The organism is Hyphomonas sp., assembly GCF_018402285.1.
Lineage (GTDB): Bacteria > Pseudomonadota > Alphaproteobacteria > Caulobacterales > Hyphomonadaceae > Hyphomonas.
Window position 1 is genome coordinate 234,670 of the sequence record NZ_JAGYJH010000002.1, and the last position, 24,730, is coordinate 259,399.

28 protein-coding genes and 1 tRNA gene are annotated in these 24,730 nt (G+C 63.1%); 19 read left to right on the forward strand and 10 right to left on the reverse strand.

Annotation, left to right across the window (positions count from 1 at the left end):
* Positions 1 to 21 precede the first annotated feature (21 nt).
* Positions 22 to 2,244 (forward strand): glycoside hydrolase family 3 N-terminal domain-containing protein, encoded by a 2,223-nt coding sequence (locus KG722_RS01930; protein ID WP_213268961.1) that lies wholly within the window; start codon positions 22 to 24, stop codon positions 2,242 to 2,244.
* Positions 2,245 to 2,737: 493 nt separating this feature from the next.
* On the opposite strand, the gene KG722_RS01935 is transcribed toward KG722_RS01930, so the two are convergent.
* Positions 2,738 to 2,812: transfer RNA gene (locus KG722_RS01935), tRNA-Thr, on the reverse strand.
* Positions 2,813 to 2,880: 68 nt separating this feature from the next.
* On the opposite strand from KG722_RS01935, the gene KG722_RS01940 reads away from it, so the two are divergent.
* The 4 genes from KG722_RS01940 to KG722_RS01955 all read left to right on the forward strand — a co-directional run bounded on the left by KG722_RS01940 (position 2,881) and on the right by KG722_RS01955 (position 5,130).
* The gene (locus KG722_RS01940; protein WP_213269124.1) at positions 2,881 to 3,018 is read left to right on the forward strand and encodes a hypothetical protein; all 138 of its coding nucleotides are present in this window, start codon (positions 2,881 to 2,883) and stop codon (positions 3,016 to 3,018) included.
* Between the two features lie 7 nt (positions 3,019 to 3,025).
* Complete coding sequence (locus tag KG722_RS01945) at positions 3,026 to 3,211, forward strand: hypothetical protein (RefSeq protein ID WP_213268963.1); 186 nt, start codon at positions 3,026 to 3,028, stop codon at positions 3,209 to 3,211.
* A 55-nt stretch (positions 3,212 to 3,266) separates the two neighbouring features.
* Complete coding sequence (gene murA, locus KG722_RS01950) at positions 3,267 to 4,547, forward strand: UDP-N-acetylglucosamine 1-carboxyvinyltransferase (protein ID WP_213268965.1); 1,281 nt, start codon at positions 3,267 to 3,269, stop codon at positions 4,545 to 4,547.
* 127 nt (positions 4,548 to 4,674) lie between these two features.
* Positions 4,675 to 5,130, forward strand: coding sequence for a DUF2948 family protein (locus tag KG722_RS01955; protein ID WP_300998165.1), 456 nt, complete (start codon positions 4,675 to 4,677; stop codon positions 5,128 to 5,130).
* 332 nt (positions 5,131 to 5,462) lie between these two features.
* Here the strand turns inward: KG722_RS01955 and KG722_RS01960 are convergent, their stop codons facing one another.
* Positions 5,463 to 5,717, reverse strand: coding sequence for a hypothetical protein (locus KG722_RS01960; RefSeq protein WP_213268969.1), 255 nt, complete (start codon positions 5,715 to 5,717; stop codon positions 5,463 to 5,465).
* 285 nt (positions 5,718 to 6,002) lie between these two features.
* Here KG722_RS01960 and hisD point away from each other — a divergent pair, with 285 nt between their 5' ends.
* Both hisD and KG722_RS01970 read left to right on the forward strand, forming a co-directional pair.
* Positions 6,003 to 7,301 (forward strand): histidinol dehydrogenase, encoded by a 1,299-nt coding sequence (hisD, locus tag KG722_RS01965; protein ID WP_213268971.1) that lies wholly within the window; start codon positions 6,003 to 6,005, stop codon positions 7,299 to 7,301.
* A 4-nt stretch (positions 7,302 to 7,305) separates the two neighbouring features.
* Positions 7,306 to 7,794, forward strand: a complete 489-nt coding sequence (locus KG722_RS01970; RefSeq protein WP_213268973.1) for a UPF0262 family protein — start codon at positions 7,306 to 7,308, stop codon at positions 7,792 to 7,794.
* Between the two features lie 44 nt (positions 7,795 to 7,838).
* Here KG722_RS01970 and KG722_RS15330 read toward each other — a convergent pair whose 3' ends face one another.
* Positions 7,839 to 8,654: a LytTR family transcriptional regulator DNA-binding domain-containing protein gene (locus KG722_RS15330; RefSeq protein ID WP_213268975.1), complete on the reverse strand. Its 816-nt coding sequence runs from the start codon at positions 8,652 to 8,654 to the stop codon at positions 7,839 to 7,841.
* 163 nt (positions 8,655 to 8,817) lie between these two features.
* Here KG722_RS15330 and KG722_RS01980 point away from each other — a divergent pair, with 163 nt between their 5' ends.
* The 3 genes from KG722_RS01980 (at position 8,818) to KG722_RS01990 (ending at position 10,900) form a co-directional block, all read left to right on the forward strand.
* Positions 8,818 to 9,990, forward strand: a complete 1,173-nt coding sequence (locus KG722_RS01980; RefSeq protein WP_213268977.1) for an acyltransferase — start codon at positions 8,818 to 8,820, stop codon at positions 9,988 to 9,990.
* Between the two features lie 110 nt (positions 9,991 to 10,100).
* Positions 10,101 to 10,319, forward strand: coding sequence for a translation initiation factor IF-1 (infA, locus tag KG722_RS01985; protein ID WP_011646371.1), 219 nt, complete (start codon positions 10,101 to 10,103; stop codon positions 10,317 to 10,319).
* A 5-nt stretch (positions 10,320 to 10,324) separates the two neighbouring features.
* Positions 10,325 to 10,900 (forward strand): Maf family nucleotide pyrophosphatase, encoded by a 576-nt coding sequence (locus KG722_RS01990; protein ID WP_213268979.1) that lies wholly within the window; start codon positions 10,325 to 10,327, stop codon positions 10,898 to 10,900.
* A 47-nt stretch (positions 10,901 to 10,947) separates the two neighbouring features.
* On the opposite strand, the gene KG722_RS01995 is transcribed toward KG722_RS01990, so the two are convergent.
* A complete protein-coding gene (locus tag KG722_RS01995) occupies positions 10,948 to 11,397 on the reverse strand; it encodes a hypothetical protein (protein ID WP_213268981.1) in 450 nt (149 codons plus the stop codon).
* Between the two features lie 415 nt (positions 11,398 to 11,812).
* Between KG722_RS01995 and KG722_RS02000 the strand changes: the two genes are divergently transcribed.
* Positions 11,813 to 12,544 (forward strand): hypothetical protein, encoded by a 732-nt coding sequence (locus KG722_RS02000; protein WP_213268982.1) that lies wholly within the window; start codon positions 11,813 to 11,815, stop codon positions 12,542 to 12,544.
* Between the two features lie 96 nt (positions 12,545 to 12,640).
* Here KG722_RS02000 and KG722_RS02005 read toward each other — a convergent pair whose 3' ends face one another.
* From KG722_RS02005 to KG722_RS02015, 3 genes are read right to left on the reverse strand one after another with little or no spacing between them, the layout of a single operon-like run.
* Positions 12,641 to 12,994 (reverse strand): hypothetical protein, encoded by a 354-nt coding sequence (locus KG722_RS02005; protein WP_213268984.1) that lies wholly within the window; start codon positions 12,992 to 12,994, stop codon positions 12,641 to 12,643.
* A 7-nt stretch (positions 12,995 to 13,001) separates the two neighbouring features.
* Entirely contained in the window at positions 13,002 to 13,538 is a 537-nt protein-coding gene (locus KG722_RS02010; protein WP_213268985.1) for an RNA polymerase sigma factor, read from the reverse strand.
* A 31-nt stretch (positions 13,539 to 13,569) separates the two neighbouring features.
* Entirely contained in the window at positions 13,570 to 13,950 is a 381-nt protein-coding gene (locus tag KG722_RS02015; protein WP_213268987.1) for a DUF6249 domain-containing protein, read from the reverse strand.
* Positions 13,951 to 14,127: 177 nt separating this feature from the next.
* Between KG722_RS02015 and KG722_RS02020 the strand changes: the two genes are divergently transcribed.
* The 7 genes from KG722_RS02020 (at position 14,128) to KG722_RS02050 (ending at position 20,464) form a co-directional block, all read left to right on the forward strand.
* A complete protein-coding gene (locus tag KG722_RS02020; RefSeq protein ID WP_213268989.1) occupies positions 14,128 to 14,841 on the forward strand; it encodes a protein tyrosine phosphatase in 714 nt (237 codons plus the stop codon).
* Positions 14,842 to 14,904: 63 nt separating this feature from the next.
* A complete protein-coding gene (locus KG722_RS02025) occupies positions 14,905 to 15,222 on the forward strand; it encodes a hypothetical protein (RefSeq protein ID WP_213268991.1) in 318 nt (105 codons plus the stop codon).
* A gap of 121 nt (positions 15,223 to 15,343) precedes the next feature.
* The gene (locus tag KG722_RS02030; protein WP_213268993.1) at positions 15,344 to 15,619 is read left to right on the forward strand and encodes a hypothetical protein; all 276 of its coding nucleotides are present in this window, start codon (positions 15,344 to 15,346) and stop codon (positions 15,617 to 15,619) included.
* Between the two features lie 109 nt (positions 15,620 to 15,728).
* Positions 15,729 to 16,115, forward strand: coding sequence for an MAPEG family protein (locus tag KG722_RS02035; protein ID WP_213268995.1), 387 nt, complete (start codon positions 15,729 to 15,731; stop codon positions 16,113 to 16,115).
* A gap of 117 nt (positions 16,116 to 16,232) precedes the next feature.
* Positions 16,233 to 17,579, forward strand: a complete 1,347-nt coding sequence (locus KG722_RS02040; RefSeq protein ID WP_213268997.1) for a TldD/PmbA family protein — start codon at positions 16,233 to 16,235, stop codon at positions 17,577 to 17,579.
* Complete coding sequence (locus KG722_RS02045) at positions 17,566 to 18,687, forward strand: inositol monophosphatase family protein (RefSeq protein WP_300998166.1); 1,122 nt, start codon at positions 17,566 to 17,568, stop codon at positions 18,685 to 18,687. The genes KG722_RS02040 and KG722_RS02045 overlap by 14 nt, the downstream gene beginning before the upstream one ends.
* A complete protein-coding gene (locus tag KG722_RS02050) occupies positions 18,668 to 20,464 on the forward strand; it encodes an ATP-binding cassette domain-containing protein (protein ID WP_213268999.1) in 1,797 nt (598 codons plus the stop codon). The genes KG722_RS02045 and KG722_RS02050 overlap by 20 nt, the downstream gene beginning before the upstream one ends.
* Here KG722_RS02050 and KG722_RS02055 read toward each other — a convergent pair.
* Entirely contained in the window at positions 20,461 to 21,249 is a 789-nt protein-coding gene (locus KG722_RS02055; RefSeq protein WP_213269001.1) for an enoyl-CoA hydratase/isomerase family protein, read from the reverse strand. The genes KG722_RS02050 and KG722_RS02055 overlap by 4 nt on opposite strands.
* 8 nt (positions 21,250 to 21,257) lie before the next feature.
* Positions 21,258 to 21,932: a DsbA family oxidoreductase gene (locus tag KG722_RS02060; protein WP_213269003.1), complete on the reverse strand. Its 675-nt coding sequence runs from the start codon at positions 21,930 to 21,932 to the stop codon at positions 21,258 to 21,260.
* Between the two features lie 870 nt (positions 21,933 to 22,802).
* Here KG722_RS02060 and KG722_RS02065 point away from each other — a divergent pair.
* Positions 22,803 to 23,651: a sulfotransferase gene (locus tag KG722_RS02065; protein WP_213269004.1), complete on the forward strand. Its 849-nt coding sequence runs from the start codon at positions 22,803 to 22,805 to the stop codon at positions 23,649 to 23,651.
* 26 nt (positions 23,652 to 23,677) lie between these two features.
* Here KG722_RS02065 and ubiA read toward each other — a convergent pair whose 3' ends face one another.
* On the reverse strand, positions 23,678 to 24,688 hold the full coding sequence (gene ubiA / locus KG722_RS02070; RefSeq protein ID WP_300998167.1) for a 4-hydroxybenzoate octaprenyltransferase: 1,011 nt from the start codon (positions 24,686 to 24,688) through the stop codon (positions 23,678 to 23,680).
* Between the last annotated feature and the right edge of the window lie 42 nt (positions 24,689 to 24,730).

Sequence of the window (24,730 nt, forward strand, 5' to 3'; positions counted from 1 at the left end):
AACGTGCAAGTAAAAAGAACCATGAACTCACCTATCCTGACCCACTCTGCGACCCACACCGGCCGTGAAGTTCCCGAAGATACCGTCGACAGTCTCCTGTCGAAGATGACGCTTGAAGAAAAAATCGGGCAGCTTCAGCAGGTCGATGCCAGCGCAGACCCGTTCCCGGACGACCTGATCGACGGCGTCCGCACAGGCCGGATCGGGTCGGTGATCAATCTTGCACAGACCGATGCCTGCAACCGTATTCAGCGGGTGGCGGTTGAGGAATCCCGGCTCGGAATACCGCTGCTCATGGGGCGAGACGTCATTCACGGTTTTCGAACCATTTTTCCGATCCCGCTTGGACAGGCCGCGGCCTGGAATCCAGACCTTGTGCGAGAGGCGGCCAGGATCGCGGCTGTTGAGGCGCGTTCACAGGGCGTGCACTGGACCTTCGCGCCGATGATCGACATTTCTCGTGATCCGCGTTGGGGCAGGATCGCGGAGAGCTTTGGCGAGGATCCTTATCTTACCGGCCTGCTCGGCAGCGCAATGGTTGAAGGGTTCCAGACCGACGATCTGTCCGGTCACGGAGCGATCCTCGCTTGCGCCAAGCACTTTGTCGGTTACGGAGCGTCAGAGAGCGGTCGCGACTACAGCGCAACGAACATTCCGGCCAACGAGTTGCGCAACATCTATCTTGAACCTTTCCGCCGGGTCGTCGAGGCCGGCGCAGCAACGCTCATGACTTCGTTCAGCGACATTGACGGTGTCCCGGCAACGGCAAACGGCGCGCTTCTGAACGGCGTCCTTCGAAGTGACTGGGCGTTTGATGGCCTCGTCGTCAGCGACTGGAATGCCATCAACGAGCTGATCGTGCACGGACTGTGCGAAGATGGCCGAAGCGCTGCAGCAGAAGCCGCCCTTGCCGGCGTAGACATGGAGATGGCAGGCGATGCCTATGCCCGCCATCTCGCAGGGCTCATCGAGGATGGTGTCTTGTCCATCAGCCTGATCGATTCGATGGTCGCACGCGTACTTCGCCTCAAACAGCAACTGGGCCTGTTTGAGCGGCCCTATACGGACGCAGCTGGGTTTGACCCGCTCGTCTCAGACAGGGCGCTGAAAGTCGCCTACGAGTCCGCCGTCGAAAGCCTCGTGCTATTGAAGAATGCCGGCGCTGTCCTGCCGCTTCGTGAAGCCCAGCTCGGTTCTATTGCCGTGATCGGTCCGCTTGCGGACGCGCCGCACGAGCAGATGGGTACCTGGGTATTTGACGGCCAGAAGAGCGATTCAGTCACGCCGCTTCAGGCGCTGCGCCAGCAGTGCAGCGGCAAGATACAGGTAAATTACGCGCCAGGGCTCGAGACGTCTCGCTCGCGAACGCACGATTTGTTCGGGGCGGCCGAGACAGCCGTGCTCAAGAGTGATGTTGCACTGGTCTTCCTCGGTGAAGAGTCTATCCTGTCCGGAGAAGCCCATAGCCGCGCCGACATAAGGCTTCCCGGAGCCCAATCGGAATTGTTGGCTCGCATCAAGGCGCTTGGTAAACCCGTCGTGACAGTGGTGCTGGCCGGGCGTCCTCTGGTTATTTCGGAAAACCTTCCGAATACGGACGCGCTTCTTTACGCATGGCATCCTGGAACCATGGGCGGGCCCGCCATAACCGCCGTGTTGTTTGGCAAGGAGGCACCGCGAGGCAAGCTGCCCGTTACCTTTCCTAAATCCGTCGGACAGATCCCCATCTACTATAATCACAAGAATACCGGCCGCCCGCCGAACGCTTCTGAAATGATCCTCATCGACGACATCGAAGTCGGCGCACTTCAGACGTCACTTGGAATGTCGGCATTCTATCTCGACGACGGCTTTGAGCCTCTTTTCCCGTTTGGCTTCGGATTGTCCTATGGCCATTGCGAACTCGAAGACCTTGAGTTGAGCCAACCGGAAATTGGCCAGGGCGAACAGCTCAAGATCCGCGTGTCAGCAAGAAATACCGGCGGCAGAACGGGGTTTGAGACTGTGCAACTTTACATCAGGGATATCACTGGAAGTCTCACGCGCCCGGTCAAGGAACTTAAGGCGTTCAAGCGCCTCAGCCTAGAGCCCGGCCGCTGCGAAGTGGTTGAGTTTGAACTCGGCGCGGCCGATCTGTCCTTTTATCGGCGGGATGGTTCGTTCGGGCCCGAACCGGGCAGGTTCTGTCTCTGGGTGTCGACCAGCTCGGAGGGGCTCCAAGCCGAGTTTTCACTCGGCGCGTGACCGGTTCGGGCTGGTGTGCAAGGTGGCAAAGCAGTTCTGGTGGCTGCAAACGGTCTGCTGAAAACGACTTCTGGCCTTCCGCTCAGCCTTGGCTCACGAGATTTGTTCGCCTGGCAGTTTCTCTGCAGCGGCCCGGCTCGCATTGCCGCCTTTCCTGACCCAGGAAAAATGTTCCCGGTCTCCGGAAAGGAGTGAAGCATCAGCCAATCTGATGTCTCCAGCCAGGTAAAGAAATCCGCCCGGGATCTGTGCTTTGTCACGCCGCCGCTGAGCCTCAATGCCAGAAACCCAATCAGCCCAGAGGCCGCCTTGTCCGAGGCCGCTTGTTTGAGGGCCACACTGGGATTATGCGCGCTGGAATTTTGGCTGCCGAGGACAAAACCAGCATAGGCAGCTTTTTCCAGGGAGTGTTTGCTATTTGATTGCCAGAACCAGGCCAACCTCGGTGCCGGCTATCAGGACATCAAAAAATCATTATTTTTCACAGAGAAAGTGGTGCCACCTGACAGATTTGAACTGTCGACCTCGTCATTACCAATGACGCGCTCTACCCCTGAGCTAAGGCGGCATTGCCGGTTGGGTTCGGGGGCTTTAGCGTAAGCCTGCCCATATGAAAAGACCCATTTGCCGTTCAGTATGACAGACAATCCCAAGAAACCCGAACAGGAAGAGCGCCAGGCCCGCCGGGCTGAAGCGCTGCGGGCGAATCTGCGCCGCCGCAAGGCTGCCGCCCGCAAGGAACCCGCCGCGCCGCCTGGGAAAGAGCCCGGCTGATCCCCCCATGCCAGAGGCGCCCGCCCTCCGCCTCGGCATGCATCTGGCCAAAGCCGGAGGCGAGATTGCACTGCGTCAGATTCCGGAGCGCTGGCCGGGCGTGGAGATCGACGGCGACCCCGCCGCGCGCAAATGGAGCCAGCGCCCCGGCGTGCGCGGCCTCGCCCGGCTGCCCCTGCAGTTAAAATCCTGAAACCACACACATTCTGGCCCTTACAAAGCCGCGAAGCACGCTATACCTCACGGCCATGGATCGTCTTCATATCATTGGCGGCAGCCCTCTCAGCGGCCGCATTCCCGTCTCCGGCGCGAAAAACTCGGCGCTGAAACTCATGGTCGCCTGCCTCCTCACGGACCAGCCGATCGAATTCACCAACATGCCGAACCTGGCTGACACGCGCTTCCTTGCGCAGCTTTTGGAAACCCTGGGGGTGGAGGTCTACTGGCCCAGGGGCTCGTCCACCTGTCACCTCAATGCGGCAGAGCTGAAATCCACCATCGCGCCCTATGAACAGGTGCGGAAAATGCGGGCGAGTTTCAATGTGCTCGGACCGCTGGTGGCGCGCTCGGGCCACGCTACGGTGTCTCTTCCCGGCGGCTGCGCGATTGGCGCCCGCCCTGTGGATCTTCACCTCCAGGCGCTGGAAGCCATGGGCGCAGACCTGCGCGTGGAGCAGGGCTATGTGAAGGCCGCCGCCATCCATGGCCTGAAAGGCGCGCATATCAACTTCTCGACGGTTTCTGTCGGCGCGACCGAGCACACAATGCTCGCCGCGACACTGGCCAAGGGCGAAACGATCCTCGAAAACGCCGCGCGCGAGCCGGAGATCGAAGACCTCGCCCACTGCCTCAACCAGATGGGCGCCCAGATCACCGGCGCCGGCACATCCGTCATCCGCATCAGGGGCGTCGAAGCCCTCAAAGGCACGACCTATCCCGTGATGCCAGACCGTATCGAGGCTGGCACCTTCGCCATGGCGGCAGCGGCGGCGGGCGGGGACGTGACGCTCGACGGCGCCCCTGTGGCAGCGCTCGGCGCAATGATCGCCAAGCTGCGCGAAGCCGGCGTGGCCGTGGATGCAGACGAAGCCGCTTCCACAATCCGGATCCGCCGCAATGGCACGCCGCTCAAGGCGGTCAGCCTGTCGACCCAGCCTCACCCGGGTTTCCCGACAGACCTGCAAGCCCAGTTCATGGCGCTGATGACGCTGGCGAGCGGCACAAGCATCATCCGCGAAACGATCTTCGAGAACCGCTTCATGCACGCCCCGGAGCTCGCCCGCCTCGGCGCAGACATAACCGTGCGCGGCCAGGAAGCGGTGGTGAAGGGCGTTGCCCAGCTCACCGGCGCGCCTGTGATGGCGACAGACCTGCGCGCCTCTGTCTCGCTCGTCATCGCCGGCCTCGCCGCGCAGGGCGAAACGGTCGTCAACCGCATCTACCACCTCGACCGGGGCTTCGAGCGCCTGGAAGAGAAGCTCGGCACCTGCGGCGCAAAGATCGAGCGGCGGTCTGGCGAAGAGGAATAACGCAAAGCCCTTTCCACCCAAACGCGGGGCGAGGGGGGGCTTTGACTGCCCGCATCTTTCCGTTGAGGTTACGCGCCGAATACGGCTAGGAACGCACTTGAACGCCAACGTTCCGCCGGGAAACCCCATGACTGATCCAAAACCGCTCCGCCTCTTCACCGAAGAAGCCGAAGACCTGAAGATCATCGCCGCTGCCGTGCAGGATTCGGTGGTGAAGGCGGGGAACCTCAAATACGAGCAGAAGCAGCGCCGCTTCAGCCTCGAGATCAACCGCTACCGCTGGGAAACCGCTCCCACCCGCAAGGGTCAGCCGGGCGAGCGCGTTCGCGCCATTCTCGGCTTTGACGGCGTGCTGGGCGCGAAGACGCGCGGCATCACCAAGGCCGATCCCGAACTCATCCTCTCCCTGCTGAGCGTCGAGTTCACGCCCGATGAGGAGCCGCCCGGCGGCAAGATCACGCTGATGTTTGCCGGTGACGGCGAGATCGTGCTGACCGTCGAGGCGGTGGACGCCACGCTGCTCGACAGCGACTATATCTGGCCGACCCGGAACGTGCCCAGCCACGAGCGGCGCCGGCGCTAAGGGGTCTTTGTCCCGAAAAGAAATCGGGGCGTTTCCGCCCCGCTTACCAGATCAGACGTTCAGGCGGATGCCGACGCCGGGATACCGGCCCGCATTGCCCCGGGCGCCATCTGCGCCGCGATGGGGGATGGCCCGCTCATCACACACCCGGGTCCACCTTGGTGCAGACCTCCGCGGCGTCGCTGATGTCGCAGGAGGCTGACAGGTCCATCTTCAGCAGTCTTTCCGTACGCAGATAGGTTGCGCCACGCCAAGGCGGTCGCAGCGCGTCGTCGTGCCCGGCCCGTCCTCATCGCGCTCATAAACCCCCGGCACGGCGCGCAGCGCCGCGTTCACATTGCTTCACTCGAATTTTTTCCAGTTCCCGCTCGGTCAGCGTGCAGGCCGAGCCATAGGTCGACGGGGGATCTTCGATAGTGCCGATCACGGTGACGATATCGAGCACCGCGGACGGCGCGCTCGGCCTCGATCTCTTCGGGCGTTTCGGCCAGCGCGGGCACAACCAGCACCATCAGCGCGGCGCGTGTCGGCAGTCCAGCGCGAAGAAGGGGCTTGCCCGGAGCGGGCGGCTCACCGTTGATTGTCATGTCTCTGTTTGCTTTGAAATCAGAAGGCCATTGCTGGCCTTCCCCTGTTGCCAAGGCCCCTGCTCGCGAACGGGTGTGCAAATTCATCGCAGGAAGGATGCAGCGAACTGATTTTCAATCGCAGCGATGACGACGGCTGCCCGGCGCTTGCCAGGGTTGTGCCGGCAAATGCTCGCGCCTATTTCCCCGTCACGTGTCGCAGCTCCGCTGCCGATCGCCGTCTTGCCAGCACAGCCTGCACGGTCCATGTAGCGGGGCTGGAAAAAGCCCCTGGAAAGAGCCCGCATGGCCCGTCATTTCGATGCATCTGAGCCCGGTTTCGAGGCGGCCCTGCGCCGGTTCCTCGATGAAGACCGCGGGCAGGGCGAGGATGTCGCGGGTATCGTGTCGGCCATCATTGCCGATGTGCGCGCCCGCGGCGGGGCCTCCGTGGCCGACCACACCGCCAAATTCGACCGGCTGCAGCTTGATCCCTCAACGCTCCAGTCTGACAATGTCGATCTCGATCTAATCGCCGCCCGGTGCCCGCAGGACCTGCGCGACGCCATCGACTTCGCGCATGACCGCATCGCCGCCTATCACGCCGCCCAGCGCCCGGCCGATCACCGCTTCACCGACAGCGCCGGGGTCGAACTCGGCTGGCGCTGGACCGCGCTGGAATCGGTCGGCGTCTATGTTCCCGGCGGCCGGGCGAGCTACCCGTCCTCCGTGCTCATGAACATCGTGCCTGCGCGCATCGCGGGGGTGGAGCGCATCGTGATGGTGGCCCCTGCGCCCGATGGTGAGCTCGCGCCTGCCGTCGCCTACGCTGCGCGCAAGGCCGGCGCGACCGAGTTTTACCCCATCGGCGGGGCGCAGGCGGTCGCTGCGCTCGCCTTTGGCGCCGGGCCCATCGCCCCTGTGGATAAAATCGTCGGCCCGGGTAACGCCTTCGTCGCTGAAGCCAAGCGCCAGGTGTTCGGCAAGGTCGGCATCGACACCATCGCCGGCCCGTCCGAAATCCTCGTCATCGCAGACACCACTGCCAATCCGGACTGGGTCGCCGCCGACCTACTCAGCCAGGCCGAGCATGACCCCTCGAGCCAGTCGATCCTCATCACGCTGGACGCCGCGCTCGGCGCCGCTGTTGAGAAGGCTGTGGATAACCAGTTGAATACGCTCGCCACGGGCGCGCGCGCCCGCGAGTCCTGGACTGCCCACGGCGCCATCATCACCGCGCCCGATCTGGCCGCCGCGGCCCGTGGCGCCAACATCATCGCCGCCGAACATGTCGAGCTCTGCATTGCTGACCCCGATGGCATGCTGCCGCTCATCCGCCATGCGGGCGCCGTCTTCCTCGGCCACCACACGCCTGAGGCGCTGGGCGATTATGTGACGGGTTCAAACCATGTCCTGCCGACCAGCCGCGCCGCGCGCTTTTCCTCCGGCCTCGGACTGTATGATTTCCTGAAACGGATGAGCATCCAGCGCGCCGGCCCCAAAGGCCTCGCTGCGCTGGCGCCGGCTGCCCTGCGCCTGGCCGAGGCCGAACGCCTCCCTGCGCATGGCAGGTCCGTCTCCATACGAACAAATCAGGGCGGCTGATCCCATGGGCGTCAACCGGCTCGTCGCCGTGCACATCGACGAGGAAACGCTCGGTGCCTCCGGCCCGGACGCCGAACATGAGCGCCGCGTCGCCATCTTCGACCTGATCGAGGAAAACACCTTCGGTGTCATTGGCGAAGATCGCGGCCCCTATGTGCTCGGCCTCAGCCAGCATGAGCGCCGTCTCGTCTTCGCCATCAAGACCGAGCCGGGCGAGGACGTGCACACCTTCATTCTCTCGCTGTCCCCGTTTCGCGGCGTGATCCGGGACTATTTCACCATTTGCGACAGCTATTACGAAGCCATCCGCATGAGCACGCCCCACCAGATCGAAGCCATCGACATGGCCCGCCGCGGCATCCACAATGAGGGCTCTGAGCTTCTCAAAGAGCGCCTGGAAGGCAAGATCGATATCGACTTCCACACCGCCCGGCGCCTCTTCACCCTCATCTGTGCCCTCCACGCCGGCCAGGGCCGCGCCCCGGGAGCCTGACGGTTCCCGAAAACCCCTTGTCTGTTGGGTCAGTGGGCAGAGGGTCAGCCAAGCGCGCTGCGGAACCTCCGGCTGCCCGTCAGGACGGTGCCGTCCGAGAGGGTCAGCTCGAAATCTCCTGACGGGGTAGGGCGCGTTTCGCGGATGTGGCTCCGGTTCACGATGCGGGAGCGGTGGATGCGGGCGAAGTCCGGATTTGGCGCCGGAGCTGTTCCCGATTGTCCGGAAATGGCCGGATCTGTCACCGGTTTGGCCACGCCTGACAGGCGTCTGGCCCAGTCTGACAGCGTCGCGCGCACCAGATGGCGGCCATGGGCGGAGTGCAGGGTCACATAGTTTCCGGCCGATTCCAGGTAGAGTATCTCCGCTGCTTTGAGGAAGATCGTGCGCCCGCCATCGCGCACTTCAATGCGCGGCTCGCTGCCCGCAGGAGGCGGTAGAGGCGCTGCTTCCCGCGCCGCCCACCAGGCATAGAGGCTGTAGACCCCGGTAAAAATTGCATAAGTTATAAGGTCTTTTCGCCACTCGTAGATGAGCGTCATCCACACGCCGCCGGAGAAGAAGTCATACGGCCAGCCAAGCAGCGCATAGAGGAGTTCCCTCGCGGGAACCATCGCGCCGACATGGACCAGCAAGAACGGCACCGTCAGACCGGCATGGATCGCCAGCGCCACGGGAAGTCCCGCGCCCCAGAGCCGCCAGCGCCCCGCCGCCCAGCCCACCAGCGGCGCCATCAGCAACAGGACTGCCGCGCTCGTGATCTCCCAGATGAAGGGTTCGACCGGATGCGCGTCCAGCCCGGACCGGTTCATCTCGATCAGGTCAGAAGTGGCGTTCACCAGAATAACGGGCACGGTCACCAGCGCAATGCTGCCCCATGGGCCGAGGCGATACCTCGGTCTGCCGGTTGTCCCGGAAATCCCGCTGCTTGTCCCACCGGGGCGCCTTCCATGGCATTTGCGTAGCGCCGGGAAGGGGGCGGCGCAAGAAGGCGGGCGTTCTCACGCCCAAGGAGCTCCCGGCATGACCCAGCGCCGATATGACCTCGACTGGCTGCGCATCGCGGCCTTCGCCATCCTGATCCTCTATCACTGCGGCATGTTCTATGTGACCTGGGGCTGGCACGTGAAATCGAGCCATGCGGGGCCCCTGATCGAACCGCTGACGCAGCTTGCCAATCCCTGGCGGCTGACACTGCTCTTCCTGATCTCAGGGGCTGCTTCCCGGTTCATGGCCGACAAGATGGCCAGCGGGGCCTTCCTGAAAGCCCGCATGGGCCGCCTCTGGCCGCCGCTCCTGCTGGCAGTCTTCGTCATTGTCCCGCCGCAGAGCTATTACGAAATCCTCGAATTCCTGCAGACCCATGACATTCCGCAGAGCCCCTGGCTCGACAACTTCTACATCAAATACGTCACCGCCTCAGGCAGCTGGTGCGATGAGGAAGGCTTTCTCACAACGCCGACCTACAACCATATGTGGTTTGTTCTCTATCTCATCCTCTACACGCTGGCCCTTGTCCTGCTGCTGCCGCTGCTGCGCCGCATTCCGGCAGGGGCGGTCACCTGGATGATCGCCGGGCCGGGCATCTTCCTGGCGCCCTGGGCGTTCCTCTTTGCCACCCGCGTGTTCCTCTTCCCCCTTTTCGGAGAGAGCCATGACTTCCGAGAGGACTGGTATCTCCACACGCTTTATCTGGGCGTATTCCTCCTCGGCTTCGGCATTGCCAAGCACCAGCCCTTCTTTGACGCTGCCGTAAGCCTGCGCTGGCCGATGCTGGGCCTGGCGCTGGCCGCCTGGGCGAGCCTTCAGGCCTACTATCACATCTATACGCAGAGCGAGGCGCCCCCGCCCGAAGCCCTGCGCGCCGCCTTCCGGGGTGTCCGCGAGGCGCAGGCCTGGGCGGCGATCCTCAGCGTCATCGGCTTCGTCCATCATCACTTCCGCGAGCGCGATACGCCCCTTCGCCAGATGCTCTCCAGGGCAATCTTCCCCTTCTACCTGATCCACCAGACCATCACCGTCACCGCCGGCCACCATCTGGACAGGCTCGGTCTCCCGGTGATCGGGGAAGCCCCCCTCCTGATCGGGGCCACGGCCCTCGGCTGCTGGCTGTTTTACGACCTTGGCCGGCGCATTCCGCCGCTGCGCATCTGGATCGGCCTGCCCAGCGGCAAAGGGGGCAGAGGCGCGCCCTGAAGCCGCCATGCCCTCTTCGCTTGCCGGAATCTGCTGAAACCTGTATGGCGCCCGGCTAGTGACACGTGGAAAAGCGGCTTTCCTGCCGCCGCCTCAAATCTGGATAGAGAATGTCAAAAGAAGAACTGATTGAATTTGAAGGCACGGTCGTCGAACTGCTGCCCAACGCGACGTTCCGGGTGAAACTCGAGAACGACCACGAGATCATCGCCCACACCGCCGGCAAGATGCGCAAGAACCGCATCCGCGTCCTCACCGGCGACAAGGTCATGGTCGAGATGACCCCTTACGACCTCACCAAGGGCCGTATCACCTACCGCTTCAAGTAATCGCCATGCCGGGCCGCGCGCCGCTCATTCTCGCCAGCGCGAGCCCCCGGCGTCTCGAGCTTCTGGCCCAGATCGGCATCGTGCCGGATCGGGTCGCTCCCACCGACATCGACGAGACACGCCGCAAGGCCGAATCGCCCCGCGAGCTGGCCTTGCGCCTGGCGTGCGAGAAGGCGGCGGCCTGTGACGGCGACGGGGCCTATGTCCTGGCTGCTGACACGGTCGTCGCCCTTGGCCAGCGCAACCTCGAAAAAGCCGCCGACGCGGCCGAGGCGGCCGCCTTCCTGCGCCTGCTATCGGGCCGGGCGCATCAGTGCATCACCGGCGTTGCCGTGCGCGCCCCCGATGGCCGCATCGCCAGCCGCGCGGTGCTCGCCCGGGTCAAGATGAAACGCCTCACCGAGGCAGAAATCGCCGCCTATGTCGCCAGTGGTGACTGGAAGGGCAAGGCGGGCGGCTATGGCATACAGGGCGCGGCGGGCAGCTTCGTCACCGCCATCAATGGCAGCTATACCGCCATCGTCGGCCTGCCGCTCTACGAGACGAAATCCCTGCTGGAAGGGCTGGGATTTCGGCGTTGAACGAGCGCCCGCCAGCCACACGTGCAGATGCAAAACTGCTGGGGGTGTCAGTATTTCACAAAACACGCGGGCGGGAGCGGGTTGTCCTGACTGTTTACACTCATGATCTGTTCTCGTGCAGCACCGTCTGCCCCGACGACAAGTTCGTTGACAACCGCTGAGCAGCTGCTTGTAGAGTCAAACCGGCCGATAATCTCGTAATTGCGCCCCGCCTCGAAGTCCTGCTTGAGAGCGACATTGCAGCGCGTGAATGCCCCGATCGGTCCTGCGAGCAGTACGCTGAACTGCAAGGCAATGTTCTGGTCGGCGCCCGCGTCGACCATCAGCTCCCTGACCTCGAGACTGTCATACTCGCCAAGCGGCATTCCAAGCTTTCCGGCCTTCCTGTGATTGCGGCGGTCGGGGCTATGTTCCGCAGGGCTGGGGTCGAGCGTATAAACGCTGCCGATGACTGCCGGGGAAACACAGTCTTGTGCAGTGTGGAGGAATGCGGTCATTCCATCGCCAGCGGGTGAAGCCGGAACGGTTCCTTTGCTCAATGCGATCCGCAGGCGCGCTGTGGCTTCGCCGCTCGCGACGTATTGGGGCACAGAAGAGGTTGAGGCGCATCCGGTGAGAACCGCTAGCAGCATCAGGGTGCTGGCGCGATGCGCCGAGGTTCGTGACAACATGAAGGGTCTTTCCTGTTCAGATCTTCTTTTCGTTAACTGGGGGGCGGGGCGGTAAGCAAGCGCTGTTTTGACGGTCGGAAATGGGAGCAGAATCGGTGTGGCTGCCGACGTCGCTGATGCGCCTTGCCCCATTTTGGCCCCAAGCCTGTCTGCAGATTAATGCGGCCGCTGCGGAACCTTTTCCGCCAGACGGGATTTCTTTTGCAATTGAGCAATCCTGCTCTTGTTGATGGAGCCCCTCATGAAAAAGCTTCTCGCCAGCTGCGCTGTTGTTGCCTTGATGGCCGCGCCAGCCATCGCCCAGTCCACGATTGACCCGGCCACGCCGGACATGGTTCCGGTCGACCCGCAGGTCCAGCAGATGCCGGAAGAAACCGACATGCTTCAGCCGCAGACGGATGTTCTGCCCGAAGCGCTTCCGCCAGAGCCCGACATGGCCGAGGAAGTCCCTCCGCCAGTGCCCGACGCAGAGCCTGCGCTTGACGCCGAATTGACCGAGGAAGACGAGAGTTCGCTCGCTGAAACGGAATCTGAGCCCAAAATGACCGTTGAAATCGCGCCCGGAGAGCCCGCTCTGGAAGCTGCCGTCAACCAGACAGACTTGCCCGAAGCCTATTCGACCGACGACCTCAACGCCATGATGCTGGCTCAGGTCAACACAGCCGGCGCCGAGATTGCCGCGCTCGACAGCCAGGCAGATATCTGGGTTTCGGCAGACGGCTCGCCGGTTGATCCGTCCTATGCCCCGGAAGGCCAGGGCGACATGGAAACGACCACGGAAGACGAAAGCTATGTCACGCCGGAGACGGACTATATTACCACGACCGAGCCGGAAGCAGATGACTATGTGACGCCCGAGCCGGGCACCCCCGAGGCTGACAGCTGGACACAAGAACAGCCCGTCATGCCGGAAGAGGAAGCCCCCGTGGACAACACGCTGACCAATGACAATCCGGCCAATACCGACTACTGATTGCCGGGTACGGATTAAACCTGAAATAAAAAGGTCGGCTCCTCTGAGCCGGCCTTTTCGATTGGGCGTTTCCTCCTTGCACCGGGCGTTTTCGCCTCAGGCGCGTTCCGTCATCGAGATGGCGGCAATCGAGAGCGATGCTCCGATGATGATAGCCAGCCACATCGGATTGCTTGTGGCCGCTTCGTTGATCTCCGTCCGGGCAAGCGCCAGGGCCGAGGTGACCGTGTGATCGACCCCGACAAAAGCCGAGAGCAGTTCGGGCAGTTGCAGGAGGGCAATGACCGCGCCCAGGAAGCCGAACGCGCCTACCGTGAGCTGCCGGATGAGGGCCTGCCGGCGGACACGTTTCATTACGCCTGCAGTAAAGGGCGCCGCCTCGAGCTTTGCGTCTTCAGCGGCAAACAGCCGGGCGAGATCGCCATAGTTTTCTTCGTCGCGCATCATCATCACTCCATCATGCCACATCGGCGCTGGCAAGGCACGTCCTGAGATGGGCGACCCCGCGCAGGACATGGGATTTTACGGTTCCGAGCGGCCAGCCGGTTGCCTCGGCCGCTTCGCGATGGGAAAGCCCGGCGGCAACACAGAGGACCACGCAGACCCTCTGGGCTTCGGTCAGGCTGTCGAGCACCCGGGCGAGGTCCATCCGGTCTTCGGTCTGCGACGCTGAGCGGTCGAAAGGCCGGTCGAACGGAATGACCTCGGCGGTCTCGTCGAACGCGATCTCCATCTTCTGGCGGCGGCGCCATTGCAGGAACTCCCGCCAGCAGATGGTGCAGATCCAGGCGCTGAACGTGCCACCGGCATAGGCGCCGATTTTCTGCCAGGCCGCCAGAAAGGTCATCTGGGCGATGTCGTCGCCCTGAGCCTGCGAGCCGGTCAGGCGGCGGGCCATGCCGCGCACCCGGGCCTGGTGGCGGCGGACCAGTTCAGCGAAAGCTGCTTCGCTGCCTTTGGCTGCCGCATGGGCGAGATCGGGGTCAGTTCGCATGTCCCGTCCTCCGGACGCCACCAGCCTGAGATTATTCAGCGGCCGATTTGTCACGGCCGAACGCCCAAAGACCAATGTACGCGATCCCGAGGAAGATGGGGAAGGTGGCCACGCCCAGCATCGGGGTGAGGGCTTCGGACTCTTCTGCGCCGATGAGGCCAGCGAGCACCGCGAAGGCCGCGCCGAAGGCCAGGAACAGAACGCCCCGGCGAAGGTCGGCGCGCACCGGGTCGCTCAGCAGGGACATCTTGTCCATCATTTCCGGCGAGAGGGCCTGCCCCTTTTCGATGGCCAGCCGCAGGGTCTCATGCACCGTGTTGCGCTTGCGGGCGTTGAAGTAGCTCACGATCCACACGATCAGTGCGGGCGAGAGAAAGAGTACTGTCGGGACGACGATGCTTTCCATATCCATTCCTGTTGCTCCGTAGAAGCTTTGTTGTCTGGCGCCAGGCCTGATTGCCGGCGTCTTGCCCGTAAGATGCGGCCAGGTTCATGTTTGGATGCGGGATATGTGAAAAAAACTTCAGCCTGACCGGAATGCCCCCATCTCTTGCCCCGGGGCCCGGCACGCCCTAATCGCGGAAACGAGATGGTCAAGATTACACCCAAACGCCTGCGCAAGCCCCATCTGGCGGCAGATCTCGGCACGCCCGGCGGCCGCGCCCGCGCGCGGCGGGAGCTTTATCTGGGCGATCACGGCTTCCTGCGCGTCTGGTTTTCAAACCTCCACCAGATTTCCCCGGAAATGTGGCGGGCAAACCAGCCCTCCCCGAAACAGGTGATCGCTCATGCGAAGGAACGGGGCATCAGGACGGTCCTCAACCTGCGCGGACCCACCACCAAAGGCTTTTACCTGCTGGAGAAAGAAGCCTGCGAAGAAGCGGGCATCGATCTTGTCGATTTCCAGATGTTCTCGCGCGAGCCGCCGACGGTCGAGACGGTCTTTGCCGCGCGCGACCTGTTCGAGCGCATCCGCTACCCGGCCCTGATGCATTGCAAGTCCGGCGCCGACCGGGCCGGGATCATGGCCGTGCTCTACAAGCTGCTGCGCGAGAAGGTGCCCTTCGAAGAAGCCTTCGAGCAGCTCTCGGGCCGCTACCTGCATATCCGCCATGGCAAGACGGGCGTGCTCGACGCCTTCTTCGAGGCCTACGCCGCCTTCAATGCCGGGCGCCCCCGCGACCAGTGGAAACCCTTCCTGGACTGGGCAGCGGAAGATTACGACCGGGTCGCCGTTAAGACAGAGTTTCTACAGAAACTGGGCAAGGGCCCGCAACTCGACCAGATCATTGGCCGGGAATAGCGCTTTTCAGCGCCGGGGATTCATGCGAGCACATCGGCTCAAGGGCCTCAGGAGTGTTCGGTCATGAAAGCGGGGATTGTTGCCGCCATTGCAGCGCTGGCGCTGACCGGCTGCGGGCTGGCCGCGCCAAGTGACCATCAGGTGCTGGTCGATGCCTGCGTCGCCGGTGGTGAAGCAGAGGCCACGTGCGGCTGCATCACCGACGCGATGGAGAAGAACCTCTCGCCCGAACTGTTCAAGAAGACAGCCCAGGCCATTGGCCGTGAAAACAAGGAAATGATGGCTTTTGTCGGTGAGTTGACCGTGCAGGAGCAATTGTCATTTTCCGCGGTGCTGGGTGACATGTTTGCCTGTTCCCTGAGCGGGGAGACGGCAGAATAAGGCATTGCTGCGTGTCCGGCTTGCTTCGTCTGACGGAGCATCGGAATGTGGCAAGCGCTGGTTAAGGTGACGCGACGGCGCGATCAGCCAAGAATGGGACTGAAACAGGAAGGGGATGCCCATGAAGTTCATCATTATCAACAGCTTCCGTACGATGGTCTATGTGGCCTACATCTCGATCATCGTCGGCGGGATTGCGCTCGGTATCTACCAGAAGGGCGAGTTCACGAACGAATTGCTGGGCCTGACGGGCGGTCTCGCCCAGCTGGCAGACTTTGGCGTCTTCGCCTTTGGCGGCTGGGTTGCCGCAAGCCTGATCTGCGGCCTGATCGTGACGCTGCTGGACATCCGCGACGACATCAACGACCGCCTGCCGGACGCGCGCCGCGATATGTAAGGTTTCCTCTGGTCACAACCGGCCAGACTCAGATCATATGCCGTCAGGTGTCGCCACCTGGCGGCATTTTCTTGTGCAGATACACCACAACCGGGAGGAATACGGGCCCATGACCCCCATCACCGCCGCCGCCGTCTATGCCGGCGTCAACATTCTCATCCTCTTCTTCCTGTCCTTCCGGGTCGTTGGCCGCCGCCGCTCGGCGCAGGTCTCCCTCGGGACCGGCGGGGACACTGAACTGGAAACCCGCGTCCGCGCCCATGGCAATGCAGCCGAATACATCCCGGCAACGATGCTCGGCCTGTTCATCGCCGCCAGCCTCGGTGCCCCGATCTGGGCCGTGCATGCCATCGGCGGCGGGTTCACCCTCGGCCGGGTGCTTCACGCGATCGGCCTCTCAGGTAACATCATGGCGCCCCGGGCGCTCGGCATGGTGCTCACCTGGCTCGGCATGCTGGCGGCCGGCGTGGCCGTAATCTGGCTCGGCGTGGCCTGATTTGAGCGCAAGTGTCGCCCTTTTGGCCGGGCTTTTCCGCGTATTGGCGCGGTTTGCCCGGCCATGTGGCGCATCGGGCCTGTTGCGTGCAGGCCTTCTGGGGTCCATTTAGCCTGGATGGCTGATTCAGAAATTTCCCCCGAAAACACCCTCTCAGACCTGCTCGACCAGTGCCGCAAGGCCGGGGCAGATGCCGCCGACGCACGCCTCGGAATTGCCGATGGCGTCAGCGTTTCGGTGCGGGAGGGCAAGCTTGAAAGCATCGAGCGCGAGGAAAGCGCCAGCGTCGCCCTGCGCTGCTTCTTCGGCAAGCGCCAGGCCAGCGTTTCGGGCGCCGACCTTTCCCGCAATGGCCTCAAAACCCTCGCCGAACGTTGCGCCGCCATGGCCAGGGCCGTCCCCGAAGACCGGTTCTGCGGCCTCGCTGATCCGGCCGAACTGATTGGCGGAAATGCCGATCTGGACCTGTCGGGCGAGGCCGAAATTCCTGCTGAACGCCTTGAATCTGAAGCAATTGCTGCTGAAGCGGCCGCCCTTTCAGTGGCCGGCGTGAAGACTGTAGCGGGCTGTGGTTCCTCCTGGAACCGGTCAACCCGCTGGGTCGCCGCCAGCAATGGCTTCCGCGCCTGGAAGACCGGGACGTCAACCGGCCTTGGCCTCTCCGCTGTCGCCGAAAAGAATGGCCAGATGGAACGCGACTATGACAGCTGGTCGGTCCGCTTCATCAAGGACCGCCCCTCTGCAGAGGAAGTCGGCCGTACCGCCGGCGAACGCACCATCGCCCGCCTAGGTGCCCGAAAGATCGCCACCCAGAAAGCGGCCGTCATCTTCGATCGCCGGGTCTCCGACAGCCTCATCGGTGCCCTGCTGGGGGCCATTTCCGGCCCCTCCATCGCCCGCGGTGTCAGCTTCCTGAAGGACCGGATGGGCGAGCAGGTCTTCGCCGGGGGCATCTACATCACCGACGACCCCGTCCGCCCGCTGGGCATGGGCAGCCGGGTGCATGACGGCGAGGGCCTTCCCGTCGCCCAAACCCACCTCATCGAGGATGGCAAGCTGACCAGCTGGCTGCTGAACCTGCCCTCCGCTCGCCAGCTCGGCCTCACATCCAACGGCTTTGCCTCGCTCGGCTTTGGCGACCCGCCGGGCGTATCCACGTCCAACGTCTATCTGCGCGCCGGCAAGGACAGCCCCGGCCAACTGGCCAGACAGATCGGCAAGGGCCTGCTGGTGACCGACATGTTCGGCCCGTCGATCAACCCGAACAACGGGGATTATTCGGTCGGCGTTGCCGGGTTCTGGATCGAGCATGGCGAGATCGCCTGGCCGGTGTCCGAAGTGACCGTGGCAGGAGACCTTCCGTCGATGTTTGCGCGAATGGTGCCGGCCAATGACCTTGAACTGCGCTCCACGCGCGACGCCCCGTCGATCCTCATTGAGGACATGAACCTTGCAGGCAGCTGAGCGGACCCTCGCGCAGGATCTGGATATCATGCTGGCGCTGGCCAGGGAGGCGGGTGACCTTGCCCTCTCCTACACGCTGAAAGGCGGCGCCGAGAGCTGGAACAAGAGCGGCGGCAAGGGCCCCGTAACCGAAGCCGACCTCGCCGTGAACCGGCTCTGCCTGAACCACCTTCAGGCAGCCCGGCCTGAGTATGGCTGGCTATCGGAAGAAACGCTGGACGACCCGGCAGCGCGGGCGAAATCCCGCGTCTGGGTGGTCGATCCGATCGATGGCACCCGCGCCTATATCAACGGCGACCCCCACTGGTGTATTGCCCTTGCCATTGTCGAAGAGGGCGAAGCGGTTGCCGGGGTGCTGTATGCGCCCGCGCTTGGCCGGATGTATTCAGCCCGCCGCGGCGCGGGCGCCATCCTCAATGGCACGGCGATCCGCGTTTCCCGCCGGGATGTCGAAGACGGGCTGCGCCTCATCACCAATGAGGGGCTGGTGACCCATCCCTCCTGGAGGGAGCCCTGGCCGGAAGTGGAGATGTGCAGGCCCAAGCCCAACGCGACCCTGCTTCGCATGGCGCAGGTCGCGACCGGGGAGTGGGACGCCGCCCTTGTCCTGGCCGAAAAGGCTGACTGGGATCTCGCCGCCGGGACCGTGCTCGTTCAGGAAGCGGGCGGGCAGGCGACGACACATCTTGGCGAACCCTTTGTGTTCAATCAGTCTGTCCCGGCCCAGCGCAGTGTCCTCGCCTCTGGAAACGCCCTGCATCCTTTGTTAGTGCGCCGCGTGGGAGTGGTGAAGATTCCCGACCCGCAGGCGCGAGCCACCCAACCCATGCCTGTCCAGACGGAGCCAAAACGGATGAGCCCTACCGCAAAACCCGGCAAACAGCTGCTGCATATCGTGTTCGGCGGCGAGCTGAAAGACGTGACCGGTGTTGAGTTTGAAGACCTGACCCAGATCGATTTCGTCGGCGCATTTCCCAATTACCAGGAAGCCTATGACGCCTGGAAATCAGCCGCTCAGCGCACGGTAGACCAGGCCGAGATGCGTTACTTCATCCTGCACGCCCACAAGCTGCTCGACCCCGCCACCGGTGACCACCATCACATCTGAGCCCTCTCCCGCGCCTCCGGCAAAGGCCCAGCGCAACCTGCTGCGGCTTGCCAAGGCGCATTTCTGGCCACAGAAAGCCTGGTTCATTGGCGGGACGCTGATGGCCATCCTCTCCGCCATGTTCAGCATCGGCTATGTCGCCGTGCTCGATTATGTGGGCAACGGACTGCAGCGTGACATCGAGCAGAAGGCAGCGGGCAGCGCTGCTCCGATTGACTGGATCTGGGCAGGCATCGGGGCCATCGTGGTGCTCACCATCGGCCGCGCCCTGTCGATGTATGCCATGACGCTGCTCAACAACACCGGTGTTCAGCGCGGCCTCATCGGCGTGCAGACCGTGCAGTATGATGCCCTTACGGACGGGGACTTTGCGCGCCTGTCGGGCGACGCATCCGGCGGATTTGTGTCGCGTTTCATCAATGATGTCGTGGCGGTCCGCGAAGCGATGCTGCGCTTTGCCAATAATTTTCCAAAGAGTACGGCAACCGTTATCGGCGTCCTCGCCTGGCTGTTCTGGAAAGACTGGCAGCTGGCGCTGATCATTGCTGTGGTTTACCCGCTGGCGCTCGGGCCGGTTCTGTCACTGGGAAATTCCGTCCGCAAACGGTCCAAACGCGCCCAGCAGCAGACAGGGGAAGTCACTGCCCTCCTGACGGAAGGTTTCCAGTCGGCCCGGGTCGTCAAGGCTTATGGCCTGGAAGACTGGCAGAAGGCACGCGCCGCCAAAGGCTTTACCGAACGCTCGCAGCTGTTCCTGAAAGTGCTGACCAAACGCGCGGGCGTTGACCCGGTGCTGGAAGTCTTTGGCGGCCTTGCGCTCGCCGCGCTGCTCGGCTTTGTCACGTGGCGGATTGCGCAGGGAGAAAGCACGCTGGGCGATTTCCTCGGTTTCATTGCAGCCGTCGGCATTGCCGCCCCGGAAGTGCGCGCGCTCGGCGCCATCGGCGCGGTGGCCCAGGAGGGCGCTGCTGCTGCCGACCGTGTGTTCGAGATCGTCGATCAGGCGCCGAAAGTGGCAGACCGGCCGGGCGCGGCGCGGCTGGAAACTGTCCGGGGCGAGATCGAATTCCGGGACGTTCACTTTGCCTATCCGGATGGTACGCAGGCGCTCAAGGGGCTGAGCTTTGCGGCCAAACCGGGCGAGACTGTCGCCATCGTCGGGGCCTCGGGGGCAGGCAAGTCGACCGTCTTCAATCTGCTCATGCGCCTTTATGATCCCTCAACCGGCCTTGTTGCGGTTGATCAGCGGGACGTTCGGGAAGTTTCCGGCGCCAGCCTGCGCAACCAGATGGGGCTTGTCGCGCAGGATGCAGCATTGTTTGACGATACGATCGCCAACAACATTGCGCTTGGCCGGATCGGCGCGCCGCGGGACGCGATCGAAGCGGCGGCGCGCGCGGCCAATGCCCATGATTTCATCAGCATGCTGCCGGGCGGCTATGATGCCCCGGCAGGCGAAATGGGCCGCAACCTCTCCGGCGGCCAGCGCCAGCGGGTTGCGCTGGCGCGCGCCGTGCTCCGGCGCGCGCCGATCCTGCTGCTGGATGAAGCCACTTCGGCCCTTGATGCGGAAAGCGAAGCCAAGGTGCAGGGCGCCCTTGCAGAATTCGGCAAAGGGCGCACCGTACTGATTATTGCCCACCGCCTCTCCACGGTGCGCGCGGCAGACCGGATCGTCGTGATGGAAGATGGCCGGGCCGTCGAAGAAGGATCACATGAGGGGCTGATGGCGTCAGGCGGCGCGTATCGGCGGCTCGTGGAGCTTCAGCTCAGCTAGTCTCCGGTGAAATCGGGATCGCGCTTTTCAAAAAACGCTTTTACGCCTTCGCGGAAATCGTCCGTCTGCTGCATGAGCGCGAAGGCTTCCAGATCCCTGTGGGCCGTCGCCCTGGCAAGGGCAAGGGCGGCGACATTCACGTCCTGCTTGACCATCTTCAGCGCCGTGGGCGGCAGACGCGCGGCCGATGCGGCAATCTCCTGCGCCCTGGCAAGGCTTCCGCCGGGCGCCGTGACGTGATCATAAAGCCCCCAGGCAAGCGCGGTGGCAGCGTCGATCTTTTCACAAAGACCCGCAAGGCGCTTGGTGCGTGCCGGACCGACAAGGGCAACGAAGCGGGGGATGGACCCCCAGCTCATATTCATGCCACGCTCGACTTCCGGCACGTAAAACGTCGCTTCGGTGGACGCTACACGCAGATCACAGAAAGCCGACAGGGCTGCGCCGCCGCCGACGCACCAGCCTTCGATGGCGCATAGTGTCAGGGCGTCCACCTGTTCCCACGCGTCGCACATTTCCGGGCCTGCCCGCAGGCGGATGCGGCGTTCGGCAAGGCCAAGCCGGCGGACGTCTGCGCCTTCGGGGTCTTTCAAATCGGCGCCGAGTGTGAAGTTGTCAGGCCTGCCTGTGAGAATGACGGTCGAGATTGACGCATCCCCGTGAAACAGCCTGGCAGCCTGCGTCAGTTCACGCATCAGTTTCTGGCTGAGCGCGTTGGCTTTCGAGCCTGTGTCAAAGGACACAGTGGCAGTGCGCCCGTCTATCCGGATGCTGACGATATCCATGGCGCGTGTCAGTTCTGCGGGCCGGCAGGGCGTTCCTGCGGCAGCTGGCTGGCGGCGTGGCGGATGAACTTTTCCAGTTTTTCGGCGCTTTCAGCGCCCTGCACGGCAACACGCCGGTTGGCGATATAGGTCGGCACGCCCGAAATTCCCATCTCGCGGAAGACACTGGCTTCCTGGCGGGTTGCCTCGACATCGGCGCCGGATTTCAGGAGATCGGCGACAATCTCCGGGTCCAGATCAATCGAGCGGGCAATATCGACCAGGACGTCATGGCTGCCGATGTCGCGGGCTTCGTTGAAATAGGACCGGAAGAGCGCCTCCTTGGCGGCCGCGCCCTTGCCCTGTCCCTGCGCCCAGCGGACGAGGCGGTGCGCATCGAAACTGTTCGGGCGGCGGGTGACGGCATCAAAGCGAAAGGGGATGTCTTCGGCCTTGCCATAGTCGATCAGCGCCTGGCGCATACTGGCCATCCGCTCCTTGCCTTCGGGCGAGGAAACGCGGCTGCCCATGTATTCCTTGTAGTCGACCCCTGCGGCCGGAATGGTTGGGTCGAGCTCATAGGGACGGAAAAGCAGCTGGACCTTGATATCCGGCGTGCGGGCGATGGCGGCCTCGATGCGGCGCAGGCCAAGCCAGCACCAGGGACAAACGAGGTCCGATACCATTTCGATTGCGACGGTCATGGGGAGCCTCCTTCTGCCAACGCGGCTGCGGGAGGAAGTATAGGCCTCTGACCGGCGCGCGTCACCGGTCGGGACGTGTTTCCGTAGGGTCGCGGCGCTCTGCTTCTTGGGCCTCAAGGGCGCGCTGCAGGTCGCTGGCTGCTCCGCCAGCCTCTCAGTCAGGCAGCGGCGCGCATCAGAAATTACCAGCTCGGCGCCGGAAAGACCCCGATCACCCCCCGCAGCCATACGTTGCCTACCTTGCCAGCCCAGCTGCGCTTGCCGGGGTTGCTTGCTACTTCCCTCACCGTAATTCCGGGTGAAAACGTTGCTGCCACCTCCGCAAGCTTATCGTCTCGCGACCAGCGCCGGCGAGGTGCACCAGGTATCAGATCCATGTATCACAGAGTGAATGCAACCCGTCTCGGTCCATGTCTCAGGACCCGTCGATATCCCCCGATCATCAACATCGCCGGTGATGCGCGCAAGCCGGCTCTTTCCGGATGCTTACGGCTTATTCCGTATGACCCTGAAGGCAAAAGCATCTGCGCCAACGACATTCGTCGTGAAATGACGGGCCCGGGAACGCCCGTGTCATAAAGGTTCTGGGAACGCCGGCCGCCCACGCATCAAATTTAGGCAACGCTGCTCAGAAGGCAGAAAAAGTTTATTCGTTACGCGCTCGATACGAATTTTAGCTTTACTGCTCTGAATAAATTGGGTTATTGTATCGATCTAGGGGACGTAACATGTATCTGGCTCGCCAAATCCGCGAATTCGCTTTTGATTTGTCCAAGCGGCAGAAAAAATCCGAGATCGGAACTCGAAGCAGTCCGGCAATGTTGTGTGAAGTGGCAGGCCGGTATTCTCTGCGATTAGGGGGCACGCAGCATGCGTAGCTCCATAAGCAGAACCGGGCCCGACTTTGCCGTTATCGGGGCGATGCGCGCAGGCACGACGCAACTCTACGAGATGCTGAGAGGTGTCGAAGGGGTTTCCGTTCCGAAAATGAAGGAGACCGACTTCTTCTGCACGCGTAAATCCGTATCAAGAGGATATGGGTGGTATGCGCGTCAGTTCAGTCGGGGGGACGCGCTGTGGGGCGACATCTCTCCTAACTACGCAAAGACGGATATTCATCCGCAAGCGGCACAGCTGCTTTACGAAGCCAATCCCGAAATGCGGATATTCTTCATTGCGCGTGACCCGGTTGAACGGGCCATTTCGCATTATAGGATGGTGCATTTCATAGAAGATGATCTTCCGCCGCCTGATGATCTTCTCGCCACAAGGTCCGGCAAGCATATCCTGCACGCCAGCAGTTACTACACGTGTCTTCTGCCCTTTTGGGAACGTTTTGGGGATCGTGTCACGATCCTTGATTTTGACATGTTGACTGAGCAGTCGATGGAAGTTGTCGCCTTTATCTGCAAGACGCTCGGCCTGCCGCCGGCAGAGCTTCCGGTCGCTCAGGGCGCGGCTAACTCCTTCAGCGAAGTTTCCCGCATGCCGGGCTGGTGGGGCCGGCTGCGGCGAACCGAGATAGGCACGGTTCTGCGTGGCCATGCCCCTCGCCCGCTTCTGAACTTTATCAAGGCGAAAGCATCCCTGAATGCACCGCGCGCGGCGCCGCCACCATTCTCTGAAAAGGTCCGTAGGCAGATGACAGACATGCTTGCTCCGGACATCATGGAGTTCCGCAAGAAAACGGGCCTGCATTTCGACAACTGGTCTGTGTAGCGCGATTAAGGCGCGCGGCGCTCCATTCAGGTGTCCGGGACACCGGCTTCGGCTGGCGGCGGTGCGTCTTCGGCAAACAGGCGGCCAGATGTGCCCGCCGGGAACAACGCCGCAATCAGGAAGCCAATGGCAACGATGGCGCCGGCAGGTACGTTTGCCTTGAACATCGCGAGCGCCTTGCTCTCGCCGCGGGTTTTCAGCGTCATCGCCTGCCAGGCGCCGTGAGCCAGGAACAGGAGCGCCGTCAGCGCACCGAGGCGGCCTGCGCCCTGCGCGTAAGCGGCGAGGGCGATGAGCGCGGCTGCGCCGGTGTGAAAGCCGAACGAGATCAGAACGGCACGTTCGCCGAAAAGGCGCGCGGTGGAGCGCACGCCGATCAGCGCGTCGTCTTCCCGGTCCTGAAGGGCGTAGATCGTGTCATAGGCGATCGTCCAGAGAACGAGGCCGAAATAGAGGATGTAGACCGGGCCGGTGATGACATCTGCGGTCGCCGCGCCAACCAGAACGCCCCAGTTGAAGGTGAGGCCCAGCCAGGCCTGCGGCCACCAGGTCACGCGCTTGGTATAGGGGTAGATCGCCACCAGCGGCAGGGCGAGGAGCGCTGCGAGCTTTGCGTCCCAGGGCAGGCCAAGCCAGATGAGGAAGCCAATGGCGAGCTGGGCCAGCAGGAAAATGTAGGCCTGCTTGACCGAGACGGCGCCGGACGGGATCGGCCTTGCGGCGGTACGGGCGACCTTGGCGTCAAAATCCTTGTCGGTGATGTCGTTCCAGGTGCAGCCGGCCCCGCGCATGACGATGGCGCCGATAAGGAAAAGGAGAACCCAGAGGAGGTCGATTGCCTGAAGACCCGCAGGGATGCGGGCAAAGCCGAGGCCCATCACGCAGGGCAGGAACAGGAGCCAGACGCCGACGGGCCGGTCCAGCCGCGCCAGCATCGCATAGGGGCGCCAGGCCGCAGGCAGTCGCGCGAGCCAGCCGGGCAGGGCGGAATCGGGCGGAACAGCTAAATTCCCGTGATTTTCAGGTGGTTGGGGCATGCTCATCATCACCGGATATAGAGCATCTGGCGCGCACTCGCA